Source organism: Dyella tabacisoli, from assembly GCF_003350925.1.
GTDB classification, from domain to species: domain Bacteria; phylum Pseudomonadota; class Gammaproteobacteria; order Xanthomonadales; family Rhodanobacteraceae; genus Dyella_C; species Dyella_C tabacisoli.
This window is the reverse complement of the sequence record NZ_KZ857175.1, coordinates 354,709-374,829: the sequence shown is the minus strand read 5'-3', so window position 1 is coordinate 374,829 and position 20,121 is coordinate 354,709. Positions and strand designations below refer to the sequence as shown.

The window sequence follows — 20,121 nt, the reverse complement described above, 5'->3', positions numbered from 1 at the left end:
GAAAGGCCATCTGCTTCGCAAGGAAGCTCCGCCATGTCCGACGCACACACCCTGCTGAGCCTGCAAGAAACCATTGAAGCCATCGCCGCCAGTTGCGACGACGGCGATGTCTGGGATCGCTACGCCTGGGTCTATGTCAACAAGGGCGACGCCCTGATCCGTCAGCGCTTTTATCTATCCAGCGCCGAGGACGAAGAAGATCTGCTGGTCGATGAAAACGGCGAATCGCTGCCCCTCTTTGCGGCCGAACGCGATCTGCATCACTACCTCGAAGCGGCCACTTTCGCCGATGTATTGATCGTGCAAAAACGGCAACAACCGCTATCGCAACTCGACGACTACGCGGCGGCGCTTGAGCACTATCACCGTCAGGATGCGTTTCGCGATCTCGGCGATTTCCATGCCGGCACCGGCGATGCCCCGGCGCTACCCGGCATAGCTCGCGGCCTGTCCACCGAATTCGATCTGCAACTTGCCGAGTGCCCGGCCGAGCGGGTCGGCGATGCCGCGCGCGCTACCGCCAGCTTGCTCGACATCCCTATCGCCGAAGCACTCGCGCGCTGCCGCCAACTCCCGCTGGTATTGGGCGAACGCATCGATCCGCAGCAATGCGCGCGGATCGAGCGTGCTTTTGCCGCGTTGTCGCTATCGCTGCGGCGCACGACCTACCGCGCCCTGGCCTGGCTGTAGCGCCACGCCGTCGATCAGAGCATCCCTTAGCAAGGGCCAATCGGCGACAATGGCCGCTTTCCGTCGGACCCTTCGCACATGCCCTGGCTCGAACTCTCCCTCACCGTCCGCGCCGAGCAGCAGCCACGCGTGGAAGAAGCGCTGGATGATCTGGGCGCACTATCGATCACCTTGCAGGATGCCGATGCGGAAACGCCGGACGAGCAGGCTATTTTCGAACCGGGCGTAGGCGAGCTGCCGCTATGGCCGACAATTACCTTGAATGCGTTGTTCGACGCCGGCTGCGACCGTCGCGGTCTCAGCGAAGCGCTGGCCGAGCTGCTGCCATGGCTGGAGCCGGACCAGATGCTGTTCCACGACGTTGCTGACCAGGACTGGGAGCGTGCCTGGATGGATCAATTCAAGCCGATGCCGTTTGGCCGGCGCTTGTGGATTTATCCATGGAATATCGAGCCACCGACTGACGACGACACTGTTGTCGTGCGACTCGATCCCGGCCTCGCCTTTGGCAGCGGCACACACCCCACCACGGCGCTGTGTCTTGAATGGCTGGATGGCCTGGACCTCGTCGGCAAAACATTGATTGATTACGGCTGCGGCTCGGGCATTCTCGCCATTGCCGCACTCAAGCTCGGCGTGGCCAACGCGGTCGGCGTCGACAACGACCCGCAGGCATTGATCGCCTCGGCCGATAACGCCGAACGCAACGGCGTGGCCGACCGGTTGTCGCTATTTCTGCCCGAAGATCACGAGGCCGAGCCGGCCGAGGTCTTTATGGCCAATATCCTGGCCGGCCCACTGGGCGAACTGGCGCCGACCTTTGCCGCCGCCGCGCAACCGGGCGCGCCATTCGCCATCTCCGGTATCTTGCAAGGCCAGCAAGATGAGCTGCTGCAGCGCTATGGCGAATGGTTCGAGGAACTGCGCGTCGATACCCGTGAAGACTGGGTGCGTATCAGCGGTCGCCGCAAGACGGTGTAAAAATGAAGCGTGTGACGCATCGTCAAGGCACGCCACCTTTTACTCTGTCCCCTTTTGCAGATACAGAGCATTCTTAACCCATGTACTCCCAATGCCCCGACTGCCTTACCGTGTTCTCGCTCGATGCGCAGACACTTGCGCAGGCGCGCGGGCACGTCGTGTGCGGGCATTGCCATATCGAGTTCGATGCACTGACCAGCCTTACCGGTCAACTGCCGCCCGAGCCGTTTCAGTCGTTGCCGTCGCGGACGCCTTCCAAGCAGGCGCCGCTGGTGGAGCTGGCGGTTTATCGCCCGCACTTAGAGCCCTTGGCCGTCGTGGAGGAAACGAAGCCCACGGCCCCGTCGTTCTCGCCACGCTTTGCTCGTCCGGCGCGTGTGCGCACGGGTCGCCGCTGGCCGTGGATCACCGCATGCATCACGTTGTTGTTGGCACTGAGCTTGCAAATCGGCTGGGCCAAACGCGAGCTGCTGATTGTCGACCCCACGGTCGGCGAGTGGCTGCGACAAGCCTGCGCCGGCCTCGGCTGCCAGTTGCCGCTGGTGCAGGATGTGCGGCAATTGCGACTGTTGGCGCGCGATGTGCAAGCACACCCATCGGTACCTCACGCCTTGCTTATCAGCGCGACGGTGCGCAACGACGCGGCCTTTGCCCAGCCTTATCCGATGGTCACGATCACCTTGTCTGACGTGAATGGCAAACGCCTTGCAATGCGTCGACTGCATCCACCGGAGTACCTGGGCGATAGTTTCACGCAGCAACAAGGCCTGCCGCCTGGTGCCAGTACGGCGCTGGTGTTCGAGGTCGAAGACCCCAGTGACAAAGCCGTCGACTTCGAATTCGGTTTTGAATAGCGTCCGGTTTCCAGCAGACATGGAATTGGATTAGTCAAGCCACTTAAATTTCTCGGTGAGCGCGGGTAAACTCGGTCCCTTCGTCTTATGCTGCACCCGGCGTTCCATGCGAGCCGCCGCCCGCGGTATCTGCCATAACCCATGCCGCGACCAATGTAGTTGCTGCGTCTGTAGTGAGAGGGATTGCCTGTGAACGCCGTGAGACTGCCTGCCACCGAGGCTGTAAAAGAGTCCTCGTCGCAGAGCGCACTGAGCGAATGCGTTAGCCGCACCGTCCGCCGTTATCTCGCCGATATCGGCGACACCGAGTGCGACGAAGGCCTGCATGCGCTGGTGATTCGCGAAGTCGAAGGCCCCTTGCTGCGCGAGGTGCTGGCGTTTCATGACGGCAACCAGAGCCGCGCCGCCGCCGTGCTTGGCATCAACCGTGCCACCCTGCGCAAGAAACTGGCTCAGCACGGGTTGCTGTAAGCGGGGAACGGGGAACGGGGAACGGGGAACGGGGAACGGGGAACGGCAAAAGCATCGCCACCCAACCGTCTTTATCAACCGTTCTCTGCGTTGCGTCTCTAACAACCGCTCTCTGCGTTGATAGTTCGAGCTACCCCAGCCCCTATCGCCGCCACACATTCCCTGTTCCCTGTTCCCTGTTCCCCGTTCCCTGTTCCCCGTTCCCCGCTCTTCCCCCCCGCTATAATGCTCGGCTTTCCCGTTCTGGAAGCCGTCATGTCCGCACCTGCTGTCACGCCCATCCGTCGCGCCTTGCTTAGCGTTTCGGACAAGACCGGATTGATTGACCTGGGTCAACGGCTAGCCGCGGCGGGCGTGGAGCTGCTTTCCACCGGCGGCAGTGCCAAGGCCTTGCGCGAAGCGGGGATTGCGGTGAAAGACGTCAGCGACGTCACCGGCTTTCCCGAAATCATGGACGGCCGCGTCAAAACCCTGCATCCGAAAGTCCATGGCGGCCTGCTCGGCCGGCGCGGCACCGACGCTGCCGTCATGGCCGAACTGGATATCGCACCGATCGATCTGCTGGTGTTGAATCTGTATCCGTTCGAGAGCACCGTCGCCAAGCCCGGCTGCACGCTGGAAGACGCCATCGAAAACATCGATATCGGCGGCCCGGCGATGCTGCGCTCGGCAGCGAAAAATTGGAACGATGTCGGTGTGCTGACCTCGCCCGACCAATACGCCAATGCACTCGCCGAAATCGAACAGCACGGCGGCCTCAGCCGCGCCACGCGCTTCGGGCTCGCCGTCGCCGCGTTCAATCGCGTATCCAATTACGACGGTGCGATCAGCGACTACCTCTCTGGCCTGCAGCTCAACGACAGCCATGACGCCATCGCCGGCCACGCCGCATTCCCTGGGCAAGCCAACGGCCGCTTTGTAAAAATGATGGATCTACGCTACGGCGAAAATCCGCACCAGCAAGGCGCGTTTTACCGCGACCTGTATCCGGCCGCAGGCACGCTGGCGACCTTCCGCCAGCTACAGGGCAAGGAGCTGTCGTACAACAATATCGCCGACGCCGATGCCGCCTGGGAATGCGTGCGCCAGTTCGATGTGCCGGCCTGCGTCATCGTCAAACACGCCAACCCTTGCGGCGTGGCTGTCGCGGCCGATCCGCTGGCGGCCTATGAGCTTGCCTACGCTACCGACCCAACGTCCGCGTTCGGCGGCATCATCGCGTTCAACCGCCCGCTGGACGCGGCTACGGCGCAGGTGATCTTGAAACGTCAGTTCGTCGAGGTGCTGATCGCACCGGCGGTGGAGCAAGGCGCGATCGACGCCGCTGCCGCGAAGGCGAATGTGCGCGTGCTGGAGATTCCGCCCGGTGACGGCCACAACAGCCACGATACCAAGCGCGTGGGCTCGGGCCTGCTGATTCAGACGGCCGACCTTCGCATGGTCGAGCGCAGCGAACTCAAAGTGGTGAGCAAGCGCCAGCCCAGCGCGCAAGAATTGGATGATTTGTTCTTTGCCTGGCAGGTGGCCAAGTTCGTCAAATCCAACGCGATCGTCTACGCCAAAGATGGCCGCACCATCGGTGTCGGCGCCGGCCAGATGAGCCGCGTGGTCAGCGCAAAAATCGCCGGCCTCAAAGCCGAGGAAGCCAGCCTGGTCGTACCGGGCAGCGCGATGGCCTCGGATGCCTTTTTCCCCTTCCGTGACGGTATCGACGCCGCTGCCGCTGCCGGCATCCGCGCGGTGATCCAACCCGGCGGCTCGATGCGCGACGGCGAAGTGATCGCTGCCGCCGACGAGCACGATATGGCGATGGTGTTTACCGGCGTGCGCCATTTCCGCCACTAAAGGCTGGACCAGCCGCATCTTCTCTCGCTGAGAGAAGGGGCGGCAACGCGGAAAGGCCATGATTGCGACAGCGCAGCGTCCCCATCTCGCCAGATTTTCCCGCTAGCATGTGTAGGCCTGTGTCATGGCATCCATGGCACCGGGGGGAGCTACAAAACTCAGGCAAGGAAGCCGCTCTACGTGAAACGGATATCCAACTCGGCAACACAACCCATGCGTTATCGACCGTGTGCCCACCATGCGCAGCCATGTGCATGGGGCAGCGGCTGTTGCGCGAACAGGCTTTAGGCACGCCATGTTGTTTCCTACTGTCGAATACGCGCTGTTCTTTCTGCTGACGCTGGGCATTGCGTGGCCGCTGACGCGTTGGCTGGCCTGGCATAACGGCTTTCTGCTGCTGGTCAGTTACGTGTTCTACGGCTTTTGGAACTGGGCCTATGTGCCGTTGCTGTTCGGCATTTCATTGTTTGCCGGGCTGGTGGCGCAACGCATTCAACGCAGCACCCAGGCCGTCGTGCGCAAGGCATGGCTGGTGTTTGGCGTTATCGTTTGCCTGGCTGTGCTGGTTTATTACAAATACACCGGGTTTTTGCTGCAAAACCTGCTTGAGCTATGGCGCCATGTCGGCAAGCCGCCGGCACTTCAACTGGAAAGCCCACTATTGCCGCTGGGCATTTCGTTCTTCGTGTTCCATGCCATTTCGCTGCTGGGCGATGTCTATCGCGAGAAGCTGAAAGAACCGGTACGCATTCCCGATGCCCTGCTTTACGTGGCGTTTTTTCCACAGCTTATCGCCGGCCCGATCCTGCGCGCCTCGGATTTCATTCCGCAACTGGCGAAGTCACCCGACCCGCAGGCGATCTTTGTCAATCGCGGCCTGATGTTGATCGTGATCGGCCTGGTCAAGAAGGTCATCATCTCCAACCAGTTGGCCGTCGCCCTGGTCGACCCGGCCTTTGCCGCGCCGCAGGCGCTGGCCGGCCCGGACATGCTGCTGGCGGTGTATGGCTATGCGGTGCAGATTTATTGCGATTTCTCCGGTTATACCGACATCGCCATCGGCTGCGCGCTGTTGCTCGGCTACCGTTTTCCCGACAACTTCAATCGCCCCTACACCGCCACCGATCCACAGGATTTCTGGCGCCGCTGGCATATCTCGCTGTCCAGTTGGCTACGCGATTACCTTTACATTCCACTGGGCGGTTCGCATGGCGGCCGCTGGTTTACCTCGCGCAACTTGATGATAACGATGCTGCTCGGCGGCCTCTGGCATGGCGCATCGTGGACTTTCGTGATCTGGGGCGGCCTGCATGGCGGCTATTTGATGGTGCACCGCCTGTGGGCCGCGCTGCCCTGGTTTACCCGGCTACGCACCTCCATCGCGTGGCGCTGGATCGCTCGCTTGCTGCTGTTTCACGCGGTATGCGCGGCATGGGTGTTCTTTCGTGCGCCATCGTTGCAACAGGCGCTGGACGTCTTCGCTCGCTTTAGCGTGAGTGGCCCATTGACCTTGGCCGGTGGCAGTGTGGTGGCCCTGCTCTTGCTCGGCCTGGCCGGGCAGTACGCACCGGCGCGTTGGCACGATGCGTTGGAGCGCGAGTTTTGCCGATGGTCGGCACCGATGCGCGGCACCGCGTTTGCCACGGTGCTGTTCGCTATCGAATTGCTTGGCCCCAGCGGCGTCGCGCCGTTTATCTACTTTCAGTTCTGAGCCATGACCGAGCCACGACATCCCCTGACCGATTCGAGCCGCAGCCTGGGCTGGCTGCTGTCCGTCTTTGTGCTGGTCATTGCCTTGTTTGAATCAGGCGGCTTGCGCGTGTGGGCGCAACGTCTGGAGATCGGCCCATGGCGCAGCATCGCCCTGCCGGTTGCCGACACGCTGCATGCATCGCTGGCGCCGCTGGGTATCGATGGCCTGCGTCAACGCACGTTGGCGAATCTGCAAAAGCTGCGCCGTAACGATGCGCCGGCAACTGCGCCGACCACCGTTGCCGCCACTTGCGCGGCAACGCCAAGCGCAAACCCGTGGACGCTCATCACGCCGCCGGCAAGCTCCTTCTTGACGCCGTTCAGTGCACACACGGCCACACCGATGCCCGGCACGGCAAGCGCACCGGCTCCGGCGAGCAGCATCGACACTTCCGCTCTGTCCGCCATCACCTTGCCACTGACTACCGAGCTGCCGCCGCTGCCCGCCAAGCACTCGGACGGCCCTCGTCTTGTGGCGTTGGTCGGTGACTCGATGATGTCGGTAGGCCTCAGCGCCACCTTGCTGCGCGGCATGGCCGGTCACCCGGAGCTGAAGCCGCTGCGTGCGTTTCGCTCCGGCACCGGATTGAGCCGCCCCGAAGTATTCGACTGGATGCACGAATACCCCGTCATGCTCGACGGGCAACGACCCGAAGTCATCATCGTGGCGATCGGCGCCAACGACGGCCAAGGTTTCGTCGTGGACGGCAAAGTACTCGCCTTCGGCACGGACGAATGGATAGCCGTCTACGAAGCGCGCCTGACCCAGTTTCTCGACATGCTTACGCGCGACGGCGCCCGTGTGATCTGGGCCAGCATGCCGCCCATGCGCAACGCCAAGCACAATCAGCGCATGCTCGACATCAATCGCATTGCCTACCAAGTCGTGAGCCAGAATCCGCATGCCTACTGGTGGAACATCACGCCCTACGTCGGTGATCCAGACGGCCAGTTTCGCGAGTTCGCGCAAGAGCAGGACGGCAGCGTCACGCGTATTCGCGCCACCGACGGCATCCACCTGTCCGACCAGGGCGCCGCCTTGTTCACGCCCACCTTGCTGCACTGGCTTGAGTCATCGGCAGAGCCCGCCTCTGCCGATATTCACCGCCCCTCGAACCCGGTAGCCTCACCGTGATGAAACCACGCTTGTCTTTACTTCGTCGCGCACTGTCCTGCCAGCTTGCACTGATGCTGCTGCAAGCCGGCATACCCGCGCATGCGCAGCCACGCGACGAGCAAACGGCATGCCATCCACTGGCCGCATGCGAGCAAGCGCAAGACGAGCTAGACGCAAAACTAGAAGCACGTTTCGGCCCGCAAGCACTGCAACAACGCCACGCCCATGCCGCCGTCGATGTGCTGACACTCGGCGACGGCGCACAACGGGTTTACGTTTTCATCCCCACGCAACCCGCCTTGCACGGCAATGTGCCGATGGTGTTTCTGCATCACGGCTGGCAAGGCATGAACCCGAAAAACTTCGGCGGCCTGATCGACCATCTCGCGCGTAGCGGCCAGGTGGTGATCTATCCGGTCTACCAGGAATCGGCGCAAACCTCGCCGCAGATCGTCACGCTAGCGGCGGCCCAGGCCGACCGCCGCGCGCTGACCGCCCTGGCAGAACAACGCGAGCTCACCCCGGACCCGACGCGTGTGCTGTATTACGGTTATTCGATGGGCGCGGCGATCTCGCTCAACCTCGCCCTCGATTACCAGCGCTACCAGTTGCCGGCACCACGCGCCCTGGTCTTAGCCGCACCCGGCGATGCCTACCATGTCGTTCACGGCGACGAAGGCCGCAGCATCATCGGCGCAGTAGAAAAACTACCAGCCGAGCTACCCGTAGCCATCCTCACCGGCGCCGCCGACACCTCGATCGGATTACCCACCGCGCGCACCTTGGCAGCGCGACTATGCGGTATCCGCGCCGATCGTCGCGTGCTGATGGTGCTGCCCAGCGATGAGAACAACGGCAAGAAAGTGCTTGCCGGCCACGGCTCGCCCGGCGCACCCGATAGCCGCTACGACTTTCCGCTGACCAAACGCACTCCCGCCGGAGCCAACGAGCCCAATCGAGCCATCCCGACGCATATCCCAGGCCGCAGCGACTTCGAGCCCTCCGCTTCGCTCAATCAGTTGGATTTTTACGGCTATTGGAAAGTGATCGACGCGATGACCGACAGCCTGCGCGACGGCAAATTACCTGATGCCGTTTTCGGCAACGGCACACCTGAGCAGCTTTATCTTGGTCGCTGGCCGGATGGCAGTGAGTACACACCGATCAAGCTTGAGCAGCCTTGCTCTTAGTTAGCGTGCTGGCGACGTTAAAAGCACACCCCCTCCCAACCTCCCCCTACGACCGAAGGAAGCCCCCTTTTCGGGACAAGTAGGGGGAGGGGCAAAAGCAACGCTCGCAGCTTTTGACTTTAGCTTTTGATCTTGCTCTTGACCTTGGGGCCCCTGTGCGTCGGTGAGGGTCGGACGACAAGGCCCGCAGGGGCATCGACATGGATGTCGATGCCTTTTCGCCAGTGCATGGATGCACTGTCGAAAAGCTCGGCCGACCCTCACGTACCCGAAGGGCGACTCACCGGGGTGCTCTTTCTTTTGGTTACTTTTCTTTGAGCAAGCAAAGAAAAGTGACTCGGGCCCCGGCAGGGGTTCGAAAGCCCGCCGCAGGCGAACCAGCCAGCGACAACCCTCACGGGCTTGAAACAACCATCTCCCCCCGCTGCGCATAACGCCGCGCCAACACCGCACAAGTCATCAACTGAATTTGATGAAACAACATAATCGGCAACACAATCGCCCCCAACGGATGACCGGCAAACAACACCTTCGCCATCGGCACACCACTAGCCAAACTTTTTTTCGAGCCGCAAAACACGATGGTAATTTCATCATCGCGATCAAAACCCAGCGCACGCGAACCATAGCGCGTCGCCACCAGCGCCAGCGTCAACAACACCGCGTTGACCAACAGCAAACCACCCAGCACGGGTAACGGCATCTGTTTCCACAGCCCTTGCAATACCGCCGTACTGAACGCCGTATAGACCACCAGCAGAATCGAACCCTGATCCACATAGCGCAGCAAACCGCGATGCTGCTCGACCCAGCGACCGATCCAGCGCTGCATCACCTGCCCGGCCGCGAACGGCACCAACAACTGCAGCACGATCTTGCCGATCGCATCCCACGACATTCCGCCCTGCCCATGCGATTCCAGCATCAGCCCGACCAGCAAAGGCGTAATGACGATACCCAGCAGGCTGGAGGCAGAAGCGGCACAGATCGCGGCTGGAATATTGCCGCGCGCCATCGAGGTGAACGCAATCGACGACTGCACCGTAGACGGTAAGGTGCATAAGAACAGCACGCCCAGATACAGGTCGTGCGTCACCAGCGGCGACAGCAACGGCCTCAACAGCAAACCCAGCAACGGAAACAACACGAAGGTGCTGGCGAGTACGGTCAGATGCAACCGCCAGTGCGTCATGCCCGCCACTACCGCTTCACGCGACAACTTGGCGCCATGCAGAAAGAACAATAAGGCGATCGCCACATCGGTCAATCCATTGAACGCTATCGCAGCATGGCCACGACATGGCCATAGGCTGGCGAGTACCACCGTCGTCAGCAGAGCGCAGGTAAAACCATCGGGGAGAAAGCGGCGCAGCGGCATGGCCGGCGATAACTCAGGGGAAGAGGCGGCTATTGCAGCGCGTCGGCATTGATAAATCAAATCGCTTTATCTTATCTATTGATACTATATGCGCATGAATATCAGCCTGCGCCAGCTACGTGCCTTTCTCGCCGTTGCCAAACAACGGCACTTTCGACGAGCCGCCGAAAGCCTGCACCTGACCCAGCCGGCGATCAGCCGACATATCGCCGAGCTGGAAGCCGAACTCAATATTCGCCTGTTCGACCGCAATACCCGCGAAGTGGTCCCGACCGACGCCGGCCGCTACCTGCAAAGCGCGGTGGAACGGGTACTGGACGAATTGGAGGGCGTGCTCGCTCATGTCCACTCTGAGAGTGAGCGGCGCCACGGCAAAGTACGCGTGGCGGCGGTGCCTACGCTCTCGGCCGAACTGATGCCAAGCTGCATCGCCGCCTGCACCCGCAACTATCCCGAGCTGAGCATTCTGCTGCACGACCAGTCGCAAACCCTGGTGCTGGAAAGCGTACGCGGTGGCGAAGTGGATTTCGGCCTGGCTATCGAACCATCCGATAGCGATAGCTTCGACAGCGAAACCATCATGCATGATCCGTTTGTGCTGGTCTGTCGCAACGATCACCCACTGGCACAACGCGCCAGCGTACCGTGGAAAAAACTGCAAGGAGAAAAGCTGGTGTTGCTCGACCACTCCTCGGGCAGTCGCCGGTTGATCGACCGCCAACTGACCGCCCAAGCAATCGAAACCAACGTGGTACAGCAAGCCGGCCACACGCACGCCGCCTTTCGCATGGTCGAAGCCGGCCTGGGCATCAGCGTTACGCCCGGCCTGTCGTTACCGACATCGAAACTGCTGACGGTGCGCCCACTGACACCTACGGTGAAACGCGCCATAACGCTTATCCGCCGGCGCCACCGCTCATTGTCGCCAGTGGCCGAACTGGTATGGGCGCAAATCCGCGAAACAGCTACCCAGCTAGCGCAAATTCAGTCCACCCGTCTGAAGTCGTTCTGAGATACCCATAGGGCGTGCCTGGATTCGGCCACCCGCGTCGTCAATCACGCACCATACACTTATAGAGCGCGCATCATTATATCGACGATTATCTCCACCTAATGGTGGTCAAGATAAGCGTCGGCTTATCGCACCTCGACCATGACGACGTCTCAAGCGTAAAGCATAAGTTTCGCGCATCGCCGTATCGCCGCATCGACTTAATCTTCACAAGCTATCCACGATAGCGAATCAACACATATCAATGATGCATTCAATGAATGTCGCTTTACGTGTAGACCGATGACACGAAATCCATTTCATTTGCGCCACCCGGATCAGGCCTTTCAAATGCTTACTCCGGCGCACTCTAAACAGGCTTCTGGCATCCAGTCATTGCGATAAACGTTGCCTGCGCAAGAAACCACGCATTACAAAACCACGCATTACATCGGGAAAACTCAATTCAAAGCACCTGACAACACTAAGGAGAGTAAGTCAATGTCAAACTACGATAAATTGCAGGTCATGACCCAAGAAGGGCCCGTCCTAGGCGCCATGGACGGAGACATCTTCGTATTCAAGGGCATTCCTTACGCGGCACCGCCGGTCGACACGCTACGCTGGCGCCCACCACAGCCGGTGCAACACTGGAGCGAGCCGCTCGAAGCAAAGGAACACGGCAGTTCCAGCCATCAGGATTGGGAGCTGTGCGCCGACATAGGCGGTGGCGATCCCAATCCGCTGCACGAAGACTGCCTGTACTTGAATGTCTGGACACCTCAGCTCAATACGAAGGCTGCACCGCTGCCAGTCATGGTATGGATTCATGGCGGTGGTTATGTGATCGGCGCGGGCGGCCTGCCGGTGTATATCGGTGCACCGCTGAACAAGCGCGGCGCGATCGTGGTCAGCGTCAATTACCGCCTCGGACACCTGGGCTTTTTTGCGCACCCTGCGCTGGATCAGGAATATCCACCGGGCGAAGTGGTCAATAACTTTGCGCTGCTCGATCAGATCGCCGCACTTGAGTGGGTCCAGCGCAATATCGCGCTTTTTGGTGGCGACCCTGGCAACGTGACTATCTTCGGACAATCGGCGGGTGGCCGCAGTGTGCTGTCCCTGTTCACCTCGCCGCTGGCGACGAGACTGTTCCACAAAGGCGTGGCGCAGAGCGTATACGGGCTACCCGATACCACGCGAGAAGATGCGCTGAAAAGAGGCGAGGCTTTTGCCGCCTACCACGAGTTGAAAGAATCGGACCCAGCCGAGATCGCGATCGCGCTTCGCGCCTTGGATGCGAGCGGCTTCTGGAAAATCGAGTCAAAAGAAGCGCGGCTTGGCGGACCGGTTCCGATCAGCGGAGACAGCGTGCTGCCGACACCTATTCTCGATGTTTTTGAGAAGGGCGAGCAAGCAAAACTGCCATTAATCATCGGCAATACCAGCGACGATTCGAGCGTACTGGCGGATTTCGGTTTTGGCCCTGCCGATGTTATCGATGCCCTGCATAAGGCCGAAAAGTACGAGGCGGTAAAGCTGCTTTATCCAGGTCTTGATGATAATGAACTAGGCCGTCAGGTCGGCCGCGATCTGTTGTTCACCACCATGTCACACCTGATCGCGGAGAAACACCGCGCAGCCGGAGCGGCAAGCTGGCGCTACTATTTCGATTACGTCGCGGAGGAGATCCGGCCCAATTTCCCCAACGGTGCGCGCCATGGCGACGAAATCCCCTATGTGATGGACACTGGAAGCATCGCGCCGCCCACGAACGCTTATTTTTCCGCACAAGACCAAGCGTTTGCGCAAAACGTCGGCGATTATTGGCTGCAGTTTTCCCGCTCGGCTTCCAATGCATCGGCATCTATCGCCGGAGTCGTTGCATGGCCCAAACATAATGGCGTGCCCATTGTTGGGCTCAGAAACAACCAGACGATGGGCTTCGGCAAGGATTCAGGCAACACGATTGCCTTGGAAGAGAATTTCATGTGGTTACGCGTGCGTATTTTCGAACCGATCCTCAAAGATCTGGCCGAGATGATTCCCAAGCAAGCGGGGCGCATTCATTCCTATCAGCAAACCTGATCGGACAGGACAAGCTCAACGCCAACATGATGGCGCCGGATCACATCGAACATCGTGACCGGCGCCGCTGCCCGCTGACGCAGCGGCATCATCAAGACGGCATCTTTCGCCATTGTTCTTAGACGCCAGGCGCCGGCCTCAAAACACCGCGATCACGATGGCCCCGGCGAGAATCAACCCGCCGCCGATAGCCAGCGACCAGCTTAGCTGTTCGCCCAGAAACACCAGCCCCAACACGATGGCGAGGGCAACGCTGAGCTTGTCGATCGGTGCGACCTTGCTTACCGGACCCAATTGCAGCGCGCGGTAGTAGCACAGCCACGAAAGCCCTGTCGCAATACCCGACAGCACCAGAAATACCCAGCTACTCACCGGCAAGCCCGTGGGCTTGCTCCACTCCTGCCGCAGGCTGAGGATGCCGGCGGTGACGAACAAGATCACGATGGTGCGGATAAAGGTGGCGAGGTTGGAGTTGATCCCGACCACCCCGAGTTTGCCGAACAACGCGGTAAGCGCGGCAAAAAACGCCGAGCCCAGGGCAAATAGCAGCCAGCTTTCACGCAGGTTCACGCACGACTCCGCATCAGGCTCTATCGGATGAAGCGATTAACAGCGAATCAATGACCACCGTTGCTCGGCGGCGTCTCGGTCTCTTCCGGTGGCTTGGCCTTGCCCCACTCCACCACCTTGTACATCACCGGCTTCACCGGCTCCGGGCCGACCGCGCTGTGATACTTGCCATTGGCATCGACCATATACGTCTGTGCCGGGCCCACCTTGGGCGTTACCACGATCATGTAAACCTGGCCGTTACGTGCATATTCCTGCACCGTCTCGTCGCCCTGTTTACGCACGCGCACTTCCGGCGGCGCCTCACCATGGGCATCGCGCGGCTGGCCGGCGTCGTGCATGGCTGGCAAGGTCGAAGCCGGCTTGGCCGCCGGCTTTACGCCGGGGTCGTGCATACCCGGCGGCGGCGGCGCGGGGGCATAGACGGGTGCAGTGGTCGACTGCGCGAATGCGGGCAGTGCGCTAGCGGCGCCGAGCGCGACCAGACCGAGGGGGATAAGCAGGGCGACGGATTTCATGATGACGATCTCCACGGGGGCTATGAGCATAGCAGCGCCCCGGTATAGGGCCTGCACTTGAAACGCCGCGTGAAATGCCATGGTCGAGGCATGGATAACCCGCATTCATCCTGCGCCCCATCCTGCGCGCCTATGAGATCTTGAACGGCCGCTAAGCCCACCGCCCCACCCGTGCGACAATCGCGGGCATGGCCAAACTCATCCTGATCGACGGCTCCTCCTATCTTTATCGCGCCTTCCACGCACTGCCCCCGTTGAGCAATGCGCAAGGCGAGCCGACCGGCGCCTTATTCGGCGTGGTCAATATGCTGCGCTCGACACTGAAGGCGAAGCCGGACTACCTCGCCTTCGTCAGCGATGCCTCCGGCCCGACCTTCCGCAACGCGTTGTACGACCAGTACAAGGCGAACCGCCCGCCGATGCCGGACGATTTGCGCGCGCAGATCGAGCCGATGCTGGCGATTGTCGGCGCGCTGGGCTTTCCGATCCTGCGGGTACCCGGCGTTGAAGCCGACGATGTGATCGGCACGCTGGCTACCCAGGCCCACGCGTTAGGTATCGAGGTGCTGATTTCCACCGGCGACAAGGATCTGGCCCAGTTGGTACGGCCCGGTATCGACCTTATCAATACGATGACCAATACCACCACCGATACGGCCGGTGTGATGGAAAAATTCGGCGTGAAACCCGAGCAAATCATCGACTATCTATCGCTTACCGGCGATACCGTGGACAACGTGCCCGGTGTCACCAAATGCGGCCCGAAAACCGCCGCAAAGTGGCTGGCCGAATACGGCACGCTGGACGGCGTGATGGCTCATGCCGACAAGATCGGCGGCAAGATCGGCGAATACTTGCGCGAAGCGCTGCCCAGGCTGCCGCTGTCGCGCGAGCTGGTGACGATCAAGCTTGACGTGCCACTGGATCAATCGGTTACCGAATTGACCCAGCGCGACCGTCACCTGGAGCAACTGCGCGAGTTGTTCACACGGTATGAATTCAAAGCCGCACTGAAGGATCTCGATGCCGAAGCTGCGACGGCCGGAGCGCCCCCGACGCCCGCGCAGCCACCAGCCGACGCCGCCTCTGTACCGGCCGAGCGCACACCAAGTTCACTCGCACCACCGAACGAATCGCTGTCCGCTCCCGGCAGTTACGAGCTGGTCACCACCCAGGCGCAATTCGATCACTGGCTGCAACAGTTGCAAACCGCCGAGCTGATTGCCTTCGACACCGAGACCACCGGCATCGACGCGATGCAGGCGGACATCGTCGGCCTGAGCTTTGCGGTGGAGATCGGCAAGGCCTGCTATATCCCCCTGGCCCACGATTATCCGGGCGCACCGGCGCAGCTTGCGCGCGACCAGGTGCTCGCCGCGCTAAAGCCGATCTTCGAGGATGCGAGCAAGCCCAAGCTCGGCCAGCACGCCAAGTACGACATCAACATCCTGTCGCACTACGGCATCCGCGTGCAGGGACTGAAGCACGACTCCATGCTGGAGTCCTACGTGTGGAACGCCACCGCGACTCGGCACGACATGGATTCGCTGGCGAAGAAATACCTCGGCTACGAAACCATCAAGTTCGAGCAGGTCGCCGGCAAGGGCGCCAAGCAGATCTCGTTCTCGCAAGTGGATCTGGATACCGCCTGCCGCTACGCCGCCGAAGACGCCGACATTACTCTGCGCCTGCATCACGCGTTGTGGCCCTTGCTTGAAAGTGTGCCGCCGCTGCGCAAGGTGTATGAGGACATCGAGATTCCGGTGGTGCCGGTGTTAGCCGGCATGGAGCAGCACGGCGTACTGATCGATGTCACCACCTTGCGTCTGCAAAGCCAGCAACTGGGCAAACGCATGCTCGAATTGCAGCAGCAGGCATGGGGTTTGGCCGGGCGCGAGTTCAATCTCGATTCGCCCAAGCAATTGCAGGCGATCTTGTTCGATGAGCTGAACCTGCCGGTGAAATTAAAGACACCGACCGGCCAGCCCTCCACCAACGAGGAGGCGCTGGAAGCGATTGCCGATGCGCACGAATTGCCTCGGGTGATTCTCGATTATCGCGGCCTGGCCAAGCTGCGCTCGACCTATACCGACAAACTGCCCGGCATGGTCAACCCGCGCACCGGCCGCGTGCACACCAGTTATCACCAGGGCGCAGTGGCGACGGGGCGCATCTCTTCGTCCGATCCGAATCTGCAAAATATTCCCGTACGCACCGAAGAGGGCCGGCGCATTCGCCAGGCCTTTGTCGCACCTGCAGGCTGGCAGGTGATGGCGGCCGACTATTCGCAGATCGAGCTGCGCATCATGGCCCATCTCTCCGGCGACGAAGGCCTGCTGCGCGCCTTCCACGAGGGCGGCGATGTGCATCGCGCCACCGCGGCGGAGGTGTTCGGCCTGCCGCCCGAGCAGGTCACCACCAATCAGCGCCGCGCGGCCAAGGCGATCAATTTCGGCTTGATGTATGGCATGAGCGCCTTCGGCCTGGCGCGACAACTCGGCGTCGATCGCGGCGAAGCCAGCGACTACATGGCGCGCTATTTCGCCCGTTATCCAGGCGTGCATGCCTTTATGGAAGCGACCCGCACACAGGCCCATCGTGATGGCTATGTGGAGACCATCTTCGGTCGCCGCCTGTATCTGGAAAATCTGACCTCGCGTAATCAAGCTCATCGTGCCGGCGCCGAACGCGCTGCCGTCAACGCGCCCATGCAAGGCAGCGCAGCGGACATCATCAAACGCGCGATGATTGCCGTCGCCGACTGGCTCAAAGGCCGCGACGACGCACGCATGCTGATGCAGGTGCACGATGAACTGGTGTTCGAGGTACGCGAGGATGCGATCGACATCGTGCGCAGCGCAGTCATCGAGCGTATGTCCGGCGCCGCTACATTGGCCGTACCGTTATTGGTTGAAGCCGGTGTAGGCGCGAACTGGGACGAGGCGCATTGAGAGCCTGTTCCAAGGCTTCATTGGCTCGTCGGAGTGCCATCACTTGTCTAGAACACCTGAGCCGGTGTTTCATCTAGCCATCCAAACGCGGCGGCACATAGGCCAGAGGTCATGGCCCTCGCGTTTGATTTTTGTTTGTTTTTCGTCAACTGAATCGTCAATAAACTTTTTTGCCGCATCGCGTGCAACTTTTCCAAAGTCACGCGTTCTTAGTTCTCGGATGCACGCAACGGCGTCCGCAGGCTTACCTCATCTCCCTGAGTAAGCCATTCGGCGAGCGAACCTCACCCCTGGGCTTCGCTCCCACCCTGGCCCCGAGGGTTCCCCCCTAACCCTCGGGGCTTTTTTATGTCTGAAAGACTCGCTCTGACATCGCCCGCTACAATGCGTGCGATGGATGTCTCGCACCTGATTGATAAACTCAACGACGCGCAACGTGAAGCTGTTTGTGCCCCGACCGGCCACTACCTGGTGCTGGCCGGCGCCGGCTCCGGCAAAACTCGCGTACTGACCCACCGCATTGGCTGGCTGACCCAGGTCGAGCAGGTGCCGCCGTGGGCGATACTCGCCGTCACCTTTACCAATAAAGCCGCAGGCGAAATGCGCTCGCGCCTGGATCAATTGATCCCCGGCGGCACCCAAGGGCTCACCGTGGGCACCTTCCACGGCATCGCTCATCGGCTGCTGCGCCGACATTGGCGCGAGGCCGGCCTGCCGGAGGGTTTTCAGATTCTCGACTCCGATGACCAACTGCGACAGGTCAAGCGCGTGGTCGCCGGACTAGGCCTGGATGAAGCGCGCTTTCCGCCGCGTCAGGCGATGTGGCAAATCAATCATTGGAAAGACGAGGGCAAGCGCCCGGAAGGTATCGAACATCACGATCACCCCGTCACCCGCACCTTTGTGCAGATTTATCAGGCCTACGAAGACGCCTGCCGGCGTGCCGGCCTGGTCGATTTCGCCGAACTGCTGCTGCGCGCGCACGAGCTGTGGCTGAAAAACCCGGCCGTGCTGGAGCATTACCAGCAACGCTGGCGTTATCTGCTGATCGACGAATTCCAAGATACCAATACACTGCAATACGCCTGGATTCGTGTGCTTGCCGGCGCTACCGGTCAAGTCTTCGTGGTCGGCGACGACGATCAGGCGATCTACGGCTGGCGCGGTGCCAAGGTAGAAAACGTGCAGCAGTTTCTGCGCGACTTCCCTGGTGCGAAGACGATCAAGCTCGAACAAAACTACCGCTCCACCTCGACCATTCTCAAGGCCGCCAACAGCGTGATCGCACGCAACGGCGGCCGTCTGGGCAAGCAGTTGTGGACCGACGGCGGCGAAGGCGAACGCATTGCGCTATACGCCGCATATAACGAACAGGACGAAGCGCGCTTCGTGATCGAGCGCATTCGCGAATACGTCGCCGAACACGGCCATGCGAAAGACTGCGCCATTCTCTATCGCTCCAACGCGCAATCGCGCAACTTTGAAGAACAACTGACTCAGCGCAGCATCCCTTATCGCGTCTACGGCGGCCTGCGCTTCTTCGAGCGTGCCGAAATCAAAGATGCCTTGGCCTACCTGCGGCTCAGCGCCAATCGCCACGACGACGCCGCGTTCGAGCGCGCGGTAAATACGCCGCCGCGCGGCATCGGCGATCGCACGCTGGATGTATTGCGCCGTCGCGCCCGCAGCGAAGGCAGCTCGATGTGGGAGGCCGTGCTGAACGAGCTAAGCGGCGGCAAGGAGTTGGCCGGCCGCGCGAAGAATGCGGTGAAGGCTTTCCTGTCGCTGATCGACGACATGACGCGGACGTTTGCTGGGACAGCAGCGGGGAACGGGGAGCGGGGAACGGGGAATCTGGCGGGTTTGGGCGAGAACGACGACTCGGCGAGCGCGAGCGTTGCCGTGTCCAAGCTCAATCTCTCTGAGCAGATCGACCACGCCATTACCCATACCGGGCTGCGCGATCACTACGAAAAAGACAGCCGCGGCAACGGCGAAACGCGGGTTGAGAATCTGGATGAATTGGTCAACGTCGCCAGCCGTTTCGAACTGACCCAGGACGACATCGACGCCGGCCTTAACGAGCTATCGGCCTTTTTGTCGCACGCCGCGCTGGAAGCCGGCGAAGGCCAGGGTGAGGCATGGGATGACTGCGTACAGCTAATGACGCTGCATTCGGCCAAAGGGTTGGAGTTTCCGGTGGTGTTCCTGGTCGGCATGGAAGAGGGGCTGTTTCCCAGTCAGCGTTCGGTCGAGGACGAAGGACGGCTGGAAGAAGAGCGTCGGCTTGCCTATGTCGGCATTACCCGCGCACGCGAGCGTTTGTTTATCACTCATGCCGAATCGCGCCGCATGCACGGCGTCGAAATGCTGGCCCGGCCGTCACGCTTTCTTGGCGAGATTCCGCCGGAACTGATGGATGAGGTTCGGCCACGGGTGCAAGTAAGCCGACCGGCCTATGCCGGCCGCTACGCCGAATCCTCGCCGGCGCTGGATGAAAGCCGGCCGATCAAGCTAGGCCAGCGGGTCAGCCACCCCAGTTTCGGTGAAGGCGTGGTGCTGAGCGCCGAAGGCAGTGGCGCGCATATGCGTATCCAGGTGAACTTCGCCGATAGCGGCAGCAAGTGGCTGGTCTACGCGTATGCCAACCTCACGCCGGTGTAGCGCAATCGGCGGCGCTCTCTGTTTCCGATACGGTCTGCGCCGCCCCCAGGACACCGAACAC

Annotated in this window: 15 protein-coding genes; 12 read left to right on the top strand and 3 right to left on the bottom strand. The window is 61.1% G+C overall.

Going from position 1 to position 20,121, the window contains the following annotated elements; all coding sequences use genetic code 11:
- Nucleotides 1-33: 33 nt before the first annotated feature.
- The 8 genes from DVJ77_RS08545 (at nt 34) to DVJ77_RS08510 (ending at nt 8,900) form a co-directional block, all read left to right on the top strand.
- Nucleotides 34-690: a DUF7716 domain-containing protein gene (locus DVJ77_RS08545; protein WP_114845055.1), complete on the top strand. Its 657-nt coding sequence runs from the start codon at nt 34-36 to the stop codon at nt 688-690.
- Nucleotides 691-768: 78 nt separating this feature from the next.
- Entirely contained in the window at nt 769-1,671 is a 903-nt protein-coding gene (gene prmA / locus DVJ77_RS08540) for a 50S ribosomal protein L11 methyltransferase (RefSeq protein WP_114845054.1), read from the top strand.
- Between the two features lie 80 nt (nt 1,672-1,751).
- Nucleotides 1,752-2,525 (top strand): zinc-ribbon and DUF3426 domain-containing protein, encoded by a 774-nt coding sequence (locus DVJ77_RS08535; protein ID WP_114845053.1) that lies wholly within the window; start codon nt 1,752-1,754, stop codon nt 2,523-2,525.
- Between the two features lie 183 nt (nt 2,526-2,708).
- The gene (locus tag DVJ77_RS08530; RefSeq protein WP_114845052.1) at nt 2,709-2,996 is read left to right on the top strand and encodes a helix-turn-helix domain-containing protein; all 288 of its coding nucleotides are present in this window, start codon (nt 2,709-2,711) and stop codon (nt 2,994-2,996) included.
- A 255-nt stretch (nt 2,997-3,251) separates the two neighbouring features.
- Nucleotides 3,252-4,841 (top strand): bifunctional phosphoribosylaminoimidazolecarboxamide formyltransferase/IMP cyclohydrolase, encoded by a 1,590-nt coding sequence (gene purH / locus DVJ77_RS08525; protein WP_114845051.1) that lies wholly within the window; start codon nt 3,252-3,254, stop codon nt 4,839-4,841.
- Nucleotides 4,842-5,136: 295 nt separating this feature from the next.
- Nucleotides 5,137-6,552, top strand: coding sequence for an MBOAT family O-acyltransferase (locus DVJ77_RS08520; protein ID WP_162791417.1), 1,416 nt, complete (start codon nt 5,137-5,139; stop codon nt 6,550-6,552).
- 3 nt (nt 6,553-6,555) lie between these two features.
- Nucleotides 6,556-7,728, top strand: coding sequence for a DUF459 domain-containing protein (locus DVJ77_RS08515; protein WP_114845049.1), 1,173 nt, complete (start codon nt 6,556-6,558; stop codon nt 7,726-7,728).
- 11 nt (nt 7,729-7,739) lie between these two features.
- On the top strand, nt 7,740-8,900 hold the full coding sequence (locus DVJ77_RS08510) for an alpha/beta hydrolase (protein ID WP_162791416.1): 1,161 nt from the start codon (nt 7,740-7,742) through the stop codon (nt 8,898-8,900).
- A gap of 394 nt (nt 8,901-9,294) precedes the next feature.
- Here DVJ77_RS08510 and DVJ77_RS08505 read toward each other — a convergent pair whose 3' ends face one another.
- Complete coding sequence (locus DVJ77_RS08505; protein ID WP_114845047.1) at nt 9,295-10,278, bottom strand: bile acid:sodium symporter family protein; 984 nt, start codon at nt 10,276-10,278, stop codon at nt 9,295-9,297.
- A 94-nt stretch (nt 10,279-10,372) separates the two neighbouring features.
- Between DVJ77_RS08505 and DVJ77_RS08500 the strand changes: the two genes are divergently transcribed.
- Nucleotides 10,373-11,290, top strand: coding sequence for a LysR family transcriptional regulator (locus DVJ77_RS08500; protein WP_114845308.1), 918 nt, complete (start codon nt 10,373-10,375; stop codon nt 11,288-11,290).
- A 480-nt stretch (nt 11,291-11,770) separates the two neighbouring features.
- Entirely contained in the window at nt 11,771-13,357 is a 1,587-nt protein-coding gene (locus DVJ77_RS08495) for a carboxylesterase/lipase family protein (protein WP_114845046.1), read from the top strand.
- 138 nt (nt 13,358-13,495) lie between these two features.
- Here the strand turns inward: DVJ77_RS08495 and DVJ77_RS08490 are convergent, their stop codons facing one another.
- Nucleotides 13,496-13,927 carry an EamA family transporter gene (locus DVJ77_RS08490; protein WP_114845045.1) on the bottom strand — a complete coding sequence of 144 codons (432 nt, stop codon included), beginning with the start codon at nt 13,925-13,927 and terminating at the stop codon, nt 13,496-13,498.
- 47 nt (nt 13,928-13,974) lie between these two features.
- Entirely contained in the window at nt 13,975-14,445 is a 471-nt protein-coding gene (locus tag DVJ77_RS08485) for a DUF2782 domain-containing protein (RefSeq protein ID WP_225427901.1), read from the bottom strand.
- 188 nt (nt 14,446-14,633) lie between these two features.
- Between DVJ77_RS08485 and polA the strand changes: the two genes are divergently transcribed.
- Together polA and DVJ77_RS08475 are read left to right on the top strand one after the other, a co-directional pair.
- The gene (gene polA / locus DVJ77_RS08480; RefSeq protein WP_114845044.1) at nt 14,634-17,396 is read left to right on the top strand and encodes a DNA polymerase I; all 2,763 of its coding nucleotides are present in this window, start codon (nt 14,634-14,636) and stop codon (nt 17,394-17,396) included.
- Between the two features lie 393 nt (nt 17,397-17,789).
- Entirely contained in the window at nt 17,790-20,060 is a 2,271-nt protein-coding gene (locus DVJ77_RS08475) for a DNA helicase II (protein ID WP_114845306.1), read from the top strand.
- Nucleotides 20,061-20,121: the final 61 nt, after the last annotated feature.